Source organism: Pedobacter suwonensis, assembly GCF_900111825.1.
GTDB lineage: Bacteria > Bacteroidota > Bacteroidia > Sphingobacteriales > Sphingobacteriaceae > Pedobacter > Pedobacter suwonensis.
In genome coordinates this window covers 168,764-183,096 of record NZ_FOJM01000003.1, presented here as the reverse complement: position 1 = coordinate 183,096, position 14,333 = coordinate 168,764, and the positions used below count along the sequence as shown (strand labels likewise).

Below are 14,333 nucleotides of genomic sequence, written 5' to 3'. Positions count from 1 at the left end.
TAACATTAGCAATGATTTTAAACAAAGAAAATTTAAAGAACATTAACGGCGAAAAGGTTACAAAACCTACACCCGAAATTTTAGCATTACCAGAGCGGGTAATCCAGTTTGGTACCGGGGTTTTACTGCGTGGTTTACCTGATTATTTTATTGATAAAGCCAATCAGAAAGGAATTTTCAACGGTCGTGTACTTGTTGTTAAATCTACAGCAAAAGGTGGTGCTGATGCCTTTTCGAAACAGGATAATTTATATACACTTTGTGTAAAAGGCATTGAGGATGGGGTTAATGTTGAAGAAAATTCGATTAATGCTTCGATAAGCCGGGTTTTAGCAGCTTCGCAGGATTGGACAGAAATTTTAAAAGCTGCTCACCAGCCCGAAATGCAGGTCGTAATTTCTAATACCACAGAAGTAGGCATTGTAAAAAGCGAAGATAAAATCACTGATTATCCTCCACAATCTTACCCTGGCAAACTGCTTGCCTTTTTGCACGAACGCTATAAAGCCTTTAACGGGTCAGTAGAAAGCGGAATGGTGATCGTGCCAACAGAACTCATTAGTGATAATGCCGACAAACTGAAAGAAATTTTGCTTGATCTGGCTATCCACAATAAATTAGGCTGGGATTTTGAAAACTGGTTAAAAACAGCCAATCATTTTTGCAAAACCTTAGTTGACAGAATTGTGCCAGGAAAACTTCCGGAAGCAGCGCAAAAAGCCGTTGAAAATGAACTGGGTTATGAAGATGAACTGATGATCATGGCCGAGCCTTTCCGGCTTTGGGCGATCGAATCATCAAGCAAAAAAGTGAAAGAAGTATTATCTTTTGCAAAAGCAGATAAAGGTATCTTTATTGTTCCTTCCATTGATAAATTTAAAGAACTTAAACTCCGTTTGCTTAATGGTACACATACCATTAGCTGCGGGCTGGCTATTTTAGCAGGCTTCGATACCGTGAAAGAGGCCATGGCAAATAAAGATTTCTCGGCCAATGTATTAAAACTGATGAAAGATGAAATTGCGCCTGTGGTGGTGAATGAGGATATTACCTACAGTGAAGCAATTGCCTTTGCAGAAAGTGTAATCGACCGTTTTAGCAATCCATCTTTAGCACACCAGTGGCAGGCCATTACGCTAAATTTTACCTCAAAAATGCAAATGCGTAATATGCCGCTCATCAGGAGATATTATGCTTTAAAAAATGAAGTGCCTCAGCTTACTGCTTTGGGTGTAGCTGCCTACATCCTTTTCATGAATGTGGATAAACAGGGTGATACTTACACAGCAAGTGTAAACGGAAAAACCTACCCCATACAGGACGAATTTGCAGAAATTTTATATGAATACTGGAAAAACCCAGAAACCGTTATAGATAATACCCTAGGCGACAGGCGTCTGTGGGATAAAAACCTTAATAATTATCCAGGCTTTAACGCAGCCGTAAAATCGTACGTTGATTTATTACAGAACAAAGGAGCAAAAGAAACTTTAAGTAACTTGCATTCAGAAACAGAAATTTAAAATGGTTACTAGAATTTTAAAAATCCATCCTAACGATAATGTATTGGTTGCTTTACAAAACCTGGCAAAAGGCGAAACCATTATTCACGAGGGACAGGAATATATTTTACAGGATGACATTCCGGCCAAGCATAAATTTTTTATGCAGGATATGAATCCAGGCGATCACATCATGATGTATGGCGTATTGGTGGGAAAAGCACAGCACTTTATCCTTAAAGGTGGTTTAATGGATACCGAAAATACCAAACATGCGTCTGATCCTTTTGAATTCCGTCCGTACCATTACGAATGGCAGGCACCTGACGTGGCTAAGTTTGAAGGCAGAACCTTTAATGGTTACATCCGTAGCGATGGCAGGGTAGGTACTGCAAATTATTGGCTGTTCATACCGACCGTTTTCTGCGAAAACCGCAATCTGGATGTCATCCGCGAAGCCTTACACAACGAACTGGGCTATGCAGTAACAGATAAATACAAATCATACGCGCATCAACTGGTTGAAGCCTATAAAAATGGTGAAGTTTTAGGTGAAGCCGATCCGGAATCTATGGGTATGGCTAATCCATCTGCCAACAGGGTGTTTAAAAACGTTGATGGCATTAAATTCTTGAATCACCAGGGCGGTTGTGGTGGTACGCGTCAGGATGCTGCTGTGCTAAGTAAGTTGTTGGCTGCATATGCCGATCATCCTAATGTGGCTGGTGTAACGGTATTGAGTTTAGGCTGCCAGAACCTTCAGGTGCACGATTTTATGGAAGATTTGAAGCATCGTAACCCTAATTTCGATAAACCTTTGTTTGTTTTTGAACAACAACAATCGCAGAGCGAGGAACAGCTGATTAAAGAAGCCATCCGTAAAACCTTTATCGGTTTAACCGAGATCAATAAAATCGAGCGTCAGCCGGCGCCCTTAAGTAAACTGGTGCTGGGTGTAAAATGCGGCGGTAGTGATGGTTTTAGCGGGATCAGTGCCAACCCTGCCGTGGGCTATACTTCCGATTTATTGGTGGCTTTAGGAGGTACCGTGCTCCTTGCTGAGTTCCCTGAGCTTTGTGGCGCTGAACAACAGTTGATTGATCGCACTAAAGATGAAACAGCAGCACGTAAGTTTATTCAGCTAATGACGGCTTATAACCAGGCTGCAGAAAATGTAGGTTCCGGATTTTTTATGAATCCATCACCGGGCAATATTAAAGATGGTTTAATCACTGATGCCATTAAAAGTACCGGAGCAGCCAAAAAGGGCGGGACATCACCGGTAGAAGATGTGTTGGATTATACCGAGCCTGCAACTAAGCCCGGATTAAATTTAGTTTGCACACCTGGAAACGACGTGGAAGCCACTACAGGAAAGGCTGCATCAGGTGCAACCTTAATTTTGTTCACCACCGGTTTAGGAACGCCAACAGGCAATCCGGTTTGTCCAACCATCAAGGTATCAACTAATCATGCTTTAACGAAGCGAATGAGCGATATCATTGATATCAACTGTGGTCCTGTAATTGAAGGCGAAAAAACAATCGAACAAATGGGCGAAGATATCTTGGAATATTGCATTAAAGCGGCTAGCGGTGAAGTAATTCCTAAAGCGGTGTTGCTTAATCAGGATGATTTTATCCCATGGAAAAGGGGGGTGAGTTTGTAGTCCGAAGTCGGAAGACCGAGGTCGGAGGTTTGCGTGGCTATCCTTGTAGCCGCCTTTAGCTTGCAGTTGCCGTGTTTGTGTCCCATTGCCGTGGTCTGTGTCCCCACAGACCACAAAATGAATAGGGTTCCGGTCTGTGGGGACACAGACCGGTGATAAAACGATGATAAAATGAATACAATATACTATTTACCGTGGTCTGTGTTCCCTCAGACCACCAATAGATAAAATACAAATTGAGTTCCGGTCTGTGAGGACATAGTCGGAGCATAAATAAAACATGAATAGATAAGTGTTTTGATCATCTCAAATCTACTGTCTCAAATAACATAGAATGAAACCTTTTTTAGACGAAAATTTTCTTTTGCAAAGCAAAACTGCTGAAAAGCTTTATCACCATTTTGCAAAATCACTACCCATTATCGATTACCATAACCACCTGATACCGGAGCAGATTGCCAATAATACGCAATTTGCCAACATCAGCCAGGTTTGGCTTGCAGGCGATCATTACAAATGGAGGGCCATGCGTGCTAATGGAGTGGATGAAAAATACATTACTGGTGTAGGATCTGATTACGAAAAATTTGAAAAATGGGCCGAAACCGTTCCTTATACCTTACGCAATCCGTTATACCACTGGACACATTTGGAACTTCAACGTTATTTTGGTATAAACGACCTGCTTTCGGGCAAAACGGCCCGGAAAATTTATGATGAATGCGCTGCTAAACTGCAAACGCCTGAATATTCAGTACGTGGTTTGTTAGCCAAAATGAATGTAGAGGTCGTTTGTACTACCGACGATCCTTTAGATAGCCTGAACTTTCATCAACAACTGGCAAGAGAAGGCGCTAACCTTAAAATGTTACCGGCTTTCCGTCCGGATAAGGCCATGAACAGTGATGATATTGAAGGCTTAAATGAATATATCGACAAACTGGAAACGGTTGCCGATAAAAGCATTAGCAGTTTACAGGATTATATTGATGCTTTAAAAGGCCGCCATGATTACTTTGCAGCAAACGGCTGCTCGGTTTCCGATCATGGTTTAGAGCAGATTTATGCTGAAGACTATACCGAAGCTGAAATTGCATCAATCTTTGATAAAATCCGCAGTAAACAAACTATTTCCTATCAGGAAAACCTGAAATTCAAATCGGCTATGCTGGTTTATTTTGCAGAATGGGATCATGAAAAGGGCTGGGTACAACAATATCACCTTGGTGCTCTGCGTAACAACAATGCCCGTATGTTAAGACAATTGGGACCTGATACCGGTTGGGACTCAATCGGCGATTTTAGCCAGGCCCGTATGCTATCGAAATTTCTAAATCGCCTGGATAACCAGGATAAACTGGCTAAAACCATTATCTATAACCTTAACCCGGCTGATAATGAGTTGATTGCCACCATGATTGGTAACTTTAACGATGGTTCTGTAGCCGGTAAAGTGCAGTTTGGTTCAGCATGGTGGTTTTTAGACCAAAAAGATGGGATGATCAAACAGTTAAATGCCTTATCAAACATGGGGCTTTTAAGCCGCCTGGTAGGAATGCTTACCGATTCGCGCAGTTTCCTTTCCTTTCCCCGTCACGAATATTTCAGGAGGATTGTTTGTAACCTGTTTGGAGAAGATATGGAGAATGGCGAATTGCCTAATGATTTGGAATGGGTGGGCAAGATTGTGCAGGATATTTCGTATTTTAACGCAAAAAATTACTTTAAATTTTAACCAAAATCAGGCTTTAGAAGGGTATTTTATTGGAATCAAATCATTTCAATCGTTTTCCTTTCATTTTCATTCGGTTGCCGAAAACAGGATGAAATACGCCGATCAGATATAAAAATGAGTACCCAGATATTCGCTTCATCAGAAAAAGGAAAAAAAGTTTTAAGCTTTGGTGAAATACTTTTACGCATCTGTCCGGATATGGATGGGGCATGGTTAAAAGAAAATAAATTACCGTTTTACGTGGGTGGCGCCGAACTCAATGTGGCCACTGCCTTAGCCTTATGGAACGTACCTTCGGCCTACCTTTCGGCGGTGCCTGATAATTCGGTTACCCGCGAAATTGTGGAATACCTTAATGTACGCAATATTGATACTACACCTATGGTTTACCATGGCGAACGTTTAGGTTTGTACTATTTGCCTAAAGGGAAAGACCTTAAAAATGCCGGGGTAATTTACGACAGGGCCAATTCGGCCTATGCGGGTTTAAAAGTTGGACAGATTAACTGGGACGAAGTTTTTGAAGATGTTGCCTGGTTCCATTTCAGTGCCATTTGCCCTGCCATTAACCAAAATATTGCTGACGTTTGTTTGGAAGCCTTAAAAGTAGCAAGTGCTAAAAATATTACCATTTCACTTGATTTAAACTATCGGGCAAAGCTTTGGAAATATGGAAAGGAACCGATTGATGTTTTGCCTGAGCTGGCTCAATATTGCACACTGATTATGGGGAATGTTTGGGCAGCCAATAAAATGCTGGGCACTGCGCTTCACGAAGATTTAACAGTGGCAGAGGGTTATGCAAAGGAAACGTTACTGCAACAGGCGACTGATACTTCTAAAGAAATATTAAGTTTGTTTCCGGCGTGTAAAGCGGTTGCCAATACTTTCAGGTTCGATCATGGAAAGGGCATACGTTATTATACCGCCATTTATACAGACAACGAATTAACGGTTTCGGAAGAATACGTTTCTGATGAAATTTTGGATAAGGTGGGCAGTGGAGATTGTTTTATGGCTGGCCTGATTTATGGCTTTTACAACCAGTTACCGGCCCAAGAAACCATAAGTTTTGCCACAGCAGCGGCATACGATAAATTGTACATTCCAAGCGATGCTACAACCAGTACTGTAGCTGATATAGAAAAAAGAATAATAAGATGATTAGCAACAAGCACAAAATTTTAGATGCCATTTTAGAGCAGGGCATGTTACCGCTTTTTTATCAGGATAGCGAATCAGGTAGCATAGAAATATTACGCACCTTGTATAAAGCCGGTGTTCGTGTTTTCGAATACACCAATCGTGGTAAATCGGCATTGTCAAACTTTAAAAAGTTAAAAGAAATCCGTGATGCAGAAATGCCTGATCTTTATCTGGGTATCGGAACCATTAAAACGCCTGCTGATGCCAATGCTTTTATCGAAGCTGGAACTGATTTTATTGTGGCACCGATTGTAAATCCGGCGGTTGCCGAAATTGCAAACAAAATCGGAATGCTTTGGGTACCGGGGTGTATGACACCGACAGAAATCAGTGTTGCACAGGAACACAAAGCTATGCTGATTAAAATTTTCCCGGCAAATATTTTGGGTCCTGAATTTATTTCTTCAATTAAAGATCTTTTTGCCGGACAACTGTTTATGCCAACAGGTGGGGTAGAAATAAATGCTGATAACCTAAAAACCTGGTTTAAAGCTGGTGTTTGTGCCGTTGGAATGGGAAGCAAACTAATCAGTAAGGATGTAATGAGCAAAGGGCTTTACGATGAGCTTTTCGACAATACCCAGCTGGCACTTGAACTTATCAAGCAAAGTAAATAACCCCAACCCCTAACCACACACAAACGAAATGAGCCAACCAAAAATCAGCAATTACAGATGGACTATATGTGCGCTGTTATTTGTTGCCACTACCATTAACTATTTAGATCGACAGGTACTCTCACTTACATGGAAAGACTATTTTGTTCCCGAATTTCATTGGACAGATAGTGACTACGGAACCATTACGGCATTATTTTCCCTTTTTTATGCCGGATCGATGTTGGTAGCAGGACGGTTTGTTGATTGGATGGATACCAAAAAAGGTTTTCTTTGGGCAATTGGAATTTGGTCTGTGGGTGCCTGTATTCATGCTTTTTGCGGTATTGCTACTTCGGGAATCATTACCGGTTCGTGGGTGATGAGCTTTGCAGGTGCAAAAGAGGCATTATCTACTGTTGGCAATACTACATTAATTCTATCAACCAGTCTTTCGCTATTTATTTTTGCCCGTTTTGTACTGGCCCTTGGTGAGGCCGGAAACTTTCCGGCAGCCATTAAAGCTACAGCCGAATATTTTCCTAAAAAAGACCGCGCATTTGCCACCAGTATTTTTAATGCAGGCGCAACAGTTGGCGCCTTGGCTGCCCCGGTTACGATTCCCTACATTGCCGATGCTTATGGCTGGGAAATGTCGTTTATTATCATCGGTGCCTTAGGTTTTATCTGGATGCTTTTCTGGATTTTACTTTATGGCAAACCTGAAAACCACTCAAGGGTAAGTAAGGCAGAGCTGGCTTATATTCAACAGGATATTGTAGCACACGATCAGGTTAGCGAAACGGTTACCGCAGCATCACCTGTAAAAAAACTATCTTTTGTTGATTGCCTTAAATTTAAACAAACCTGGGCCTTTGCTTTTGGTAAATTTATGACCGATGGAGTTTGGTGGTTTTATCTGTTTTGGTCGCCCGCATACCTTAAAGATATTTATAAAATGAGCGGTACCGAAAGTGCTTTTCCCCTATTTATACTCTACGTAATTACCTTGTTATCCATTATTGGAGGCTGGCTGCCATCCTATTTTATCGATAAGAAAAACATGAACCCTTACGATGGCAGGATGAAATCAATGCTAATTTTCGCTTTTTTTCCATTATTGGCATTGTTGGCCCAGCCTTTAGGTCTTTACAGCTACTGGCTGCCGGTAATTATCATCGGTATTGCAGGTGCTGCACACCAGGCATGGTCGGCTAATATATTTACCACGGTGAGTGATATGTTTCCTCGACAGGCCATTGCAACCGTAACCGGAATTGGTGGTATGGCCGGAGGTGTAGGATCTTTTTTCATTAACAAAGGTTCTGGTGTACTGTTTACCTACGCCGGCGATACACAGATGGCTTTTATGGGGTTTCAAGGTAAAGAAGCTGGTTATTTTATCGTTTTCTCTTTCTGTGCGGTTGCTTATCTCATCGGCTGGACGGTAATGAAAGCCCTTGTTCCAAAATATAAGGTAATAGAAGTTAAATAATTCAACCCTAAAAGATTTAGGCAATATAATTGTGCTTAAATCTTTGATATCTTTTTTAAAGTGCTAATCTATACTTAAACTATAGAATTAACATTAATTTAACCTAATCACAAACCCAAATTGAGTACATTGCTAAACCTCGAAAGTATTTTCGTTGAAGAGAGCCAGATTCCAGATGAATTTAGGCTCAAGGAAGAAATCAATCAAAAGGAGTTTCTTTCTAATGGAGAAATGAAGCCATGGAATGGACCATGTAATGAAGTGTTTTCTCCTGTATGCGTAAAAACCCCTGAGGGTTTAAAACGAAAACGCATTGGTAGTTTTCCTGTTTGTACGGAGAAAGAGTCGGCAGAAGCATTAGATGCAGCCGTAGCAGCCTATGATAATGGTCGCGGACAGTGGCCTACCATGAGTGTTGCCGATCGCATTAGCTGTGTAGAAAACTTTACACAGAAGATGATTGAGCAAAAGGAAATTGTTGCCAAACTGATTATGTGGGAGATTGGAAAATCTTATGCCGATTCGGTTAAAGAATTTGACCGTACGGTGGAGTATATCTACGCCACTATTGATGCGTTAAAAGATATCGACAGGCAGTCGTCACGTTTTGAAATAGAGCAGGGCATTGTGGCCCAGGTGCGCCGTTCTCCCCTCGGTGTTGTACTTTGTATGGGGCCTTTCAACTATCCTTTAAACGAGACTTTTACCACCCTTATCCCGGCTTTGATTATGGGCAATACCCTTTTATTCAAACCACCTAAGCACGGTACCCTGTTACACTATCCTTTGTTAGAGGCTTTCCGTTCTAGTTTTCCTAAAGGTGTGGTGAATACCATTTATGGCCGCGGCAATACCATCGTTCCAGGTTTGATGAAATCTGGTAAAATCAATGTGCTTACCTTAATTGGTTCAAGTAAGGTTGCTAATGAACTGAAAAAATTACATCCTAAGGTAAACCGTTTGAGGGCGATTTTAGGTTTGGATGCCAAAAATGCGGCCATCATCACTAAAGACGCCGATCTTGATCTGGCAGTTTCCGAAACGGTACTGGGTTCGCTTTCTTTTAACGGACAACGGTGTACCGCCATTAAAATCGTTTATGTGCACCGCAGTTTGGCGCAGGAATTCTTAAAGCGCTTATCTGCCGAAGTAGAAAAACTAAAATTTGGCATGCCTTGGGAAAAAGGCGTAAACCTTACGCCATTGCCCGAGCTGAACAAGCCCGAATATTTAAAGGAATGTATTGATGATGCTGTTTCACATGGTGCTAAAGTGATCAATACAAATGGGGGACAAACCTTGGAAACATTTGTTTATCCGGCAATTGTTTATCCTGTAAATGGTAATATGAAACTTTATCGAGAAGAACAGTTTGGCCCGATTGTTCCGGTGGTACCATTTGATGACCTGGAAGAGCCTATCGAGTATTTAATTGATTCGCCACATGGTCAGCAGGTAAGTATTTTCAGCAATAATGCTGCGGTGATTTCTTCGTTGATTGATCCTTTGGTTAATCAGGTAAGCCGTGTGAATATCAATTGCCAGTGCCAGCGCGGACCGGATGTTTTTCCTTTTACAGGCCGTAAAGACAGTGCTGAAGGTACACTTTCCGTAGTGGATGCATTGCGTTCATTCTCGATCCGTTCTTTGGTGGCAACCAAATTTACAGATGATAATAAAAAGTTATTGAACGAGATTGTTAAAGGAGATGATTCAAACTTTTTAAGCACAAAGTATATTTTCTAGTGGTTAGTTAACTAACATAGATCGTCATTGCGAGGAGGAAAAACGAAGCAATCTTAATGCGTAAGCCAATAGCGATCGTTGTAAGATTGCTTCATCGGCTGAAAAAGCCTTCTCGCAATGACGATTTTTCAATTTCGTATTCTCAGCTGTCATTCTGAAGAATCCCCAAAAGATGAAAGGCAGAATCCAGATCAACTTATTTTTAAGAAGATGTTATTCTCATACTCGATCGTTTAAAAAAAGATCCTTCACTGCCGTTACCATTGACGTTTTTGTAATTACCTATTAATGAGCAGAATGCGGAATCATGCATTTCCGTATAGCTAGGCCATAGCACCGTATCACCGTTCTACTTAAACCGGCCTAATAAATTTTTCGGACTGCACTGTTCTAGCCATAACACTGGCTTTGAAAGAAAAATTTTCAGCCGGCATTTTTTGTTACTTTTTGATGCCAAAAAGTAAGAGCCCTTCGGCGGCGGTGAGCCGAGGCAAGAATTGTGCGAAGGAAAAAACGTCAATCATATTAATTTTTATATCATAAATTATCCCTCAGGATGACAATTAATGAAGTTATACGCCTAACGCTGTGTACTCAGTGAATTTCTCGGTGTACTCGGTGGTAAAAAAAGATCCTTCACTGCACTACCATTGACAGAATCTTATAGAAGAATCGTCATTCTCGCGCATGCGGGAACCACGGAGTGCTCAGCGAAGCTAATCTTAAAGCCCTTGTATTAAGATTCCCATCCGATAGCTATCGGATCAAGTTGGGGATGACGATCTCTCAAGAGATATACCTACTTAAAATTTATCTGTCAAACATATTGATTTTTATAAAATAAATTATCCCTCAGGATGACAAATAATTTTTTTACTTTAAACTCTTCGCCAGATCCAACTTCAACTCCTTAATCCCTTTCACTACCAAGCCAGCAACTTGTTTGGCGCCCTCCGGACTTAGATGCGTATCATCTTTTTTGCCTTTTGGATAATTTACGTTTCCCGAATCAACATAGTTGAATAATTTGATGGATGGTTTATCTCCCAGTCGAATTAATAAACTTTCCGTTTTTGCCAGCATATCAATTATGGGTACCTGAAGTGAATCGGCCACCTGACGGGTTATGCGCGGATAATCGCCATGTGAATCCACCAGCACACCGTTTTTGAAGCTTCTGCGGGAGATTGGCGTGAGTAAAACCGGAAAGGCATTTTTGTTTCTCGTTTCTTTAATATAATTAATCAGATTTGTTTTAAAATCGGCCAGCGAAACACCAACCGCCGGCTTATCCACTTTCTCATCGTTATGTCCAAACTCGATGAACACATAATCACCTGGATTTAACTGTGCCAATACCGGATCCCAATATTTTTCGGCCCTGAACGATTTGGTACTCCTGCCGTTTAATGCCCGGTTATCAACAGTAACATCGGTTTTAAAATAAGATTGTAGTGCCATTCCCCAGCCCGTTTCAGGATAGGCCTTTTCTTCTTTATTGGCTGCGGTAGAATCACCAATGATGTATAGCTTTGTTTTCTTTTGTATGAAAGCAAAGGAGCATAAAATGAATAAGGCTCCAACTGCAAAAAACTTAAGGCAATTTGTTCTCATTTTATTAATTTTTGATTGGATTCCATTGATCTGCTCCACCCAGTATATTTTTTAATGTATAGTTTCCTGCCTCTTGATCGGCGAGCTGTCTTGTCCAAGGCAATCTCGTATTAGGTGATGCTCCAGCGCCTTTACTTTTATATTCCGCATAAAACACCGTTAATTCTTTGTTTGGAAACATCTTATCGCCTTTCCACGGGTTCCAGCCTTCGGGCAAAATATGTTTACCCAAATCACATTTAATGAATACTGTTTTTGCATAAGGCCGCCATGGTCTGCCGAGATAGGCTTTTGTTACCATTGAATCTGCAATGAGCCTACAATTTAAAAAAACAAATCCGAATTTTTGCTTTGCAGAAGTTGAAGCCGCAGTTACATAAGAGTTGCTTAAACTTTTGATTGTACAGTCATTAAAAACAACGGTTGCCTTGCCAAATATGAAATCGGTAGTGCCTTCTACATAACAGTTTTGGTAATACTGGCGGCTATTTTCAATTGCTGCATAAAGCGTATCCTGATTGCCCAGAAATCTGCAGTTTATTGCTACAAAACGATCGCCTTCTACATGCAGAGCAACAGCCTGTCCAACGCTTCCGGATGAATTGATAATGGTTAAATTTTCAAGGTGGATATCATTCCCCTGAACCAATATGGTAAAAGAAGTATATGTGCTAAAGTTAACATTGCCAAATTGGTCTTTGCCTGTCGGATTTGGCTTCCCCGAATAATCATTGTTAGTAATAATGGTATTTTCAGCACTTTCGCCAATTAAAGCAATTTTGGTTTTCCATGATGGGATAATCAGCTTTTCTTTATAAATTCCCTTTTTCACGTAAATCTTAATTTCTTTCTCCCCTAAATCGCGAACTGAGTTAACGGCTTCCTGTATGGTTTTATAATTTGCACTTCCATCCTGAGCAACGGTTATGGTTGATGGATATTTGGGATCCTGAGCATAAACCCCTAAACAAACGCTGATGTAAAGCAGCGAGGTAGCGCCGATATGGATTAGTACTGATTTGATCATTTAGGTGGAAAAATTCTTCAGGCTAAATCTATTAAAAAAAGACTGTACCATCACTTGTATTTTAACTCTAATTTGTCATGTTGAGCCTGTCGAAACGCCCTGTGAGAATTTAAGAACGCCTTTCGACAAGCTCAGGATGACATTATGCTTATGATACAGCTACTAAGATAAGTCTATTAATTTCTCCATCTCGGGTCGCCAATTCCATTTGTTTTTAAATCTTGCTGACTGATGGTAAAATTACCTGTAGCAGGTGATGTAAAACCAGGATTAAGCGTCGTATATGTTCCGGCATCATATTTAGCACCGGCAGTTGCACTACCCGAAATAAAAGTTGGGGCAGCAAAATAGTTGTTCGCTGTAAAATTGCCCGCTACAATGTTCGTAGAAAGCTGATTGGTTAAAATGCCACCAGAGCTGGCTACTATATTTTTCGAAAAGTAGATCTCATGTTTCGCTAGTCGAACGTAAAACAACCTGTTTGAAGCGCCATTGCTAATTCCATTTAAGGTATTTGTAAAAACATTTATAACGGATATTATGCTAGGGAAATTGGTTGAGCCTGCAGGGTCCATCCTGATAAAATCTCTGGCCAGAACAGCAGCATAAACTGTATTGTTGGTAAAATTTAATGTTTTGGTTAAACCCGATCTAAAATCGATAAAATCTCCGCCATTACATTCGATATTGTTAATGATATTTCCCTTAAAAGTTACCGACTCGATAAGTACCTTTAAATTTACATAGAAAAGCCCTTTGGTATAGTTTCTTACAACTGAATTCTCTAGTACAAAATTCCCGTAAGCGTTATCAGATGCTTCATCGTAGATAAAAGTTTGATTCCCATTTAACGATCCGGTGCCATCCAATATTACATCTTTCACCGTTAAACCTGCATTGGCCTTTAATCTCAGAACCATGCCGTTAATAATCGGTCTGTCATTTGGTTTTGTTCCTCTGATGGTAATTGATTTTGATGCAATAACATCTGCGTTTACGGTATAAGTTCCCGGTGCAAGCCCAAAAACAGTCCCGGCAGTGGCATTTGCAATCAGGGTGGCCAGGTTATCTGACGGGCTTACCAGTGTTGCACCTGTAAAATTATAAAGTGTGGTAAAAGTTGCTGTTCCCCTAACTTTGGTTCCCGCAAGCAATTTTGCCGAGTAATCTGTTTCTCCGGTTAAGCCTGTTATGGTTGCTTCCCCAGCAGCAATCTCTGCTGCGGTAACCGTATGCGTAATATTTCCCGGTAATATGGTAATTGTTGTTGCTGTTTCGCCAGGGGGCCAGTTCAGCACAACTGAACTAGCGGTTAGTTTGGTTTGGTTTACCGTTTGAAAAATCTGTTCAGTATCTGTTTTTGCAGATGTGCTTACCCATTTGGAATCTGCAATACCCTGTGCAACACCTTTTACCCTGATTGCATATTGCGTATCGCCTATTAATCCGGTAATGGTGTAGGGTAATTGTGCAGTGGTAATGCTGGTTATAGATTTTACCGGAGTACCTGTAAAATCAGCATTATCGTATACCTCAACGGTATAAGATGTGGCATTCGGTACAGCGTTCCATGTTAATTTAACACCAGTTTTATTTACAATGGTCGCTGTTAAACCAGGAGTAGAAAAAACCCGGTCGACCTCAAGTTTGGTAATTTCTTCTAAGTTATTTTTTTTACATGCCGATAAACAAACTGTCGCCATGAGTAAGAAGTGGTATATATGTCTATTAATCTTTTTCATA

General features: G+C 40.7%; 10 protein-coding genes. 7 read left to right on the top strand and 3 right to left on the bottom strand.

The window, feature by feature from the left end; genetic code table 11:
- The first annotated feature begins 11 nt into the window (after window positions 1–11).
- From BM107_RS05250 to BM107_RS05220, 7 genes are all read left to right on the top strand, one after another.
- Window positions 12–1,523, top strand: coding sequence for a tagaturonate reductase (locus BM107_RS05250; RefSeq protein WP_090981018.1), 1,512 nt, complete (start codon window positions 12–14; stop codon window positions 1,521–1,523).
- Window position 1,524: 1 nt separating this feature from the next.
- The gene (locus BM107_RS05245) at window positions 1,525–3,171 is read left to right on the top strand and encodes a UxaA family hydrolase (RefSeq protein ID WP_090981017.1); all 1,647 of its coding nucleotides are present in this window, start codon (window positions 1,525–1,527) and stop codon (window positions 3,169–3,171) included.
- Window positions 3,172–3,505: 334 nt separating this feature from the next.
- A complete protein-coding gene (uxaC, locus tag BM107_RS05240; RefSeq protein WP_090981016.1) occupies window positions 3,506–4,906 on the top strand; it encodes a glucuronate isomerase in 1,401 nt (466 codons plus the stop codon).
- A gap of 114 nt (window positions 4,907–5,020) precedes the next feature.
- Window positions 5,021–6,070: a sugar kinase gene (locus BM107_RS05235; protein WP_090981015.1), complete on the top strand. Its 1,050-nt coding sequence runs from the start codon at window positions 5,021–5,023 to the stop codon at window positions 6,068–6,070.
- Complete coding sequence (locus BM107_RS05230) at window positions 6,067–6,729, top strand: bifunctional 4-hydroxy-2-oxoglutarate aldolase/2-dehydro-3-deoxy-phosphogluconate aldolase (protein WP_208864336.1); 663 nt, start codon at window positions 6,067–6,069, stop codon at window positions 6,727–6,729. Before BM107_RS05235 ends, BM107_RS05230 begins: the two co-directional genes overlap by 4 nt.
- Window positions 6,730–6,757: 28 nt before the next feature.
- The gene (locus BM107_RS05225; protein WP_090981014.1) at window positions 6,758–8,203 is read left to right on the top strand and encodes an MFS transporter; all 1,446 of its coding nucleotides are present in this window, start codon (window positions 6,758–6,760) and stop codon (window positions 8,201–8,203) included.
- Window positions 8,204–8,323: 120 nt separating this feature from the next.
- Window positions 8,324–9,949, top strand: coding sequence for an NADP-dependent glyceraldehyde-3-phosphate dehydrogenase (locus BM107_RS05220; protein ID WP_090981013.1), 1,626 nt, complete (start codon window positions 8,324–8,326; stop codon window positions 9,947–9,949).
- A gap of 873 nt (window positions 9,950–10,822) precedes the next feature.
- Here the strand turns inward: BM107_RS05220 and BM107_RS05215 are convergent.
- From BM107_RS05215 to BM107_RS05205, 3 genes are all read right to left on the bottom strand, one after another.
- Window positions 10,823–11,563 carry a rhamnogalacturonan acetylesterase gene (locus BM107_RS05215; RefSeq protein ID WP_090981012.1) on the bottom strand — a complete coding sequence of 247 codons (741 nt, stop codon included), beginning with the start codon at window positions 11,561–11,563 and terminating at the stop codon, window positions 10,823–10,825.
- A 4-nt stretch (window positions 11,564–11,567) separates the two neighbouring features.
- Window positions 11,568–12,590, bottom strand: a complete 1,023-nt coding sequence (locus tag BM107_RS05210; protein WP_090981011.1) for a pectinesterase family protein — start codon at window positions 12,588–12,590, stop codon at window positions 11,568–11,570.
- A 176-nt stretch (window positions 12,591–12,766) separates the two neighbouring features.
- Window positions 12,767–14,332 carry a DUF4957 domain-containing protein gene (locus tag BM107_RS05205; RefSeq protein WP_090981010.1) on the bottom strand — a complete coding sequence of 522 codons (1,566 nt, stop codon included), beginning with the start codon at window positions 14,330–14,332 and terminating at the stop codon, window positions 12,767–12,769.
- Between the last annotated feature and the right edge of the window lies 1 nt (window position 14,333).

Bases quoted from the DNA above. Each gene is read 5' to 3' on its own strand.
- BM107_RS05250 (WP_090981018.1), top strand. From the start codon at position 12: ATGATTTTAAACAAAGAAAATTTAAAGAACATTAACGGCGAAAAGGTT.
- BM107_RS05245 (WP_090981017.1), top strand. From the start codon at position 1,525: ATGGTTACTAGAATTTTAAAAATCCATCCTAACGATAATGTATTGGTT.
- uxaC (WP_090981016.1), top strand. From the start codon at position 3,506: ATGAAACCTTTTTTAGACGAAAATTTTCTTTTGCAAAGCAAAACTGCT.
- BM107_RS05235 (WP_090981015.1), top strand. From the start codon at position 5,021: ATGAGTACCCAGATATTCGCTTCATCAGAAAAAGGAAAAAAAGTTTTA.
- BM107_RS05230 (WP_208864336.1), top strand. From the start codon at position 6,067: ATGATTAGCAACAAGCACAAAATTTTAGATGCCATTTTAGAGCAGGGC.
- BM107_RS05225 (WP_090981014.1), top strand. From the start codon at position 6,758: ATGAGCCAACCAAAAATCAGCAATTACAGATGGACTATATGTGCGCTG.
- BM107_RS05215 (WP_090981012.1), bottom strand. From the start codon at position 11,563: ATGAGAACAAATTGCCTTAAGTTTTTTGCAGTTGGAGCCTTATTCATT.
- BM107_RS05210 (WP_090981011.1), bottom strand. From the start codon at position 12,590: ATGATCAAATCAGTACTAATCCATATCGGCGCTACCTCGCTGCTTTAC.
- BM107_RS05205 (WP_090981010.1), bottom strand. From the start codon at position 14,332: ATGAAAAAGATTAATAGACATATATACCACTTCTTACTCATGGCGACA.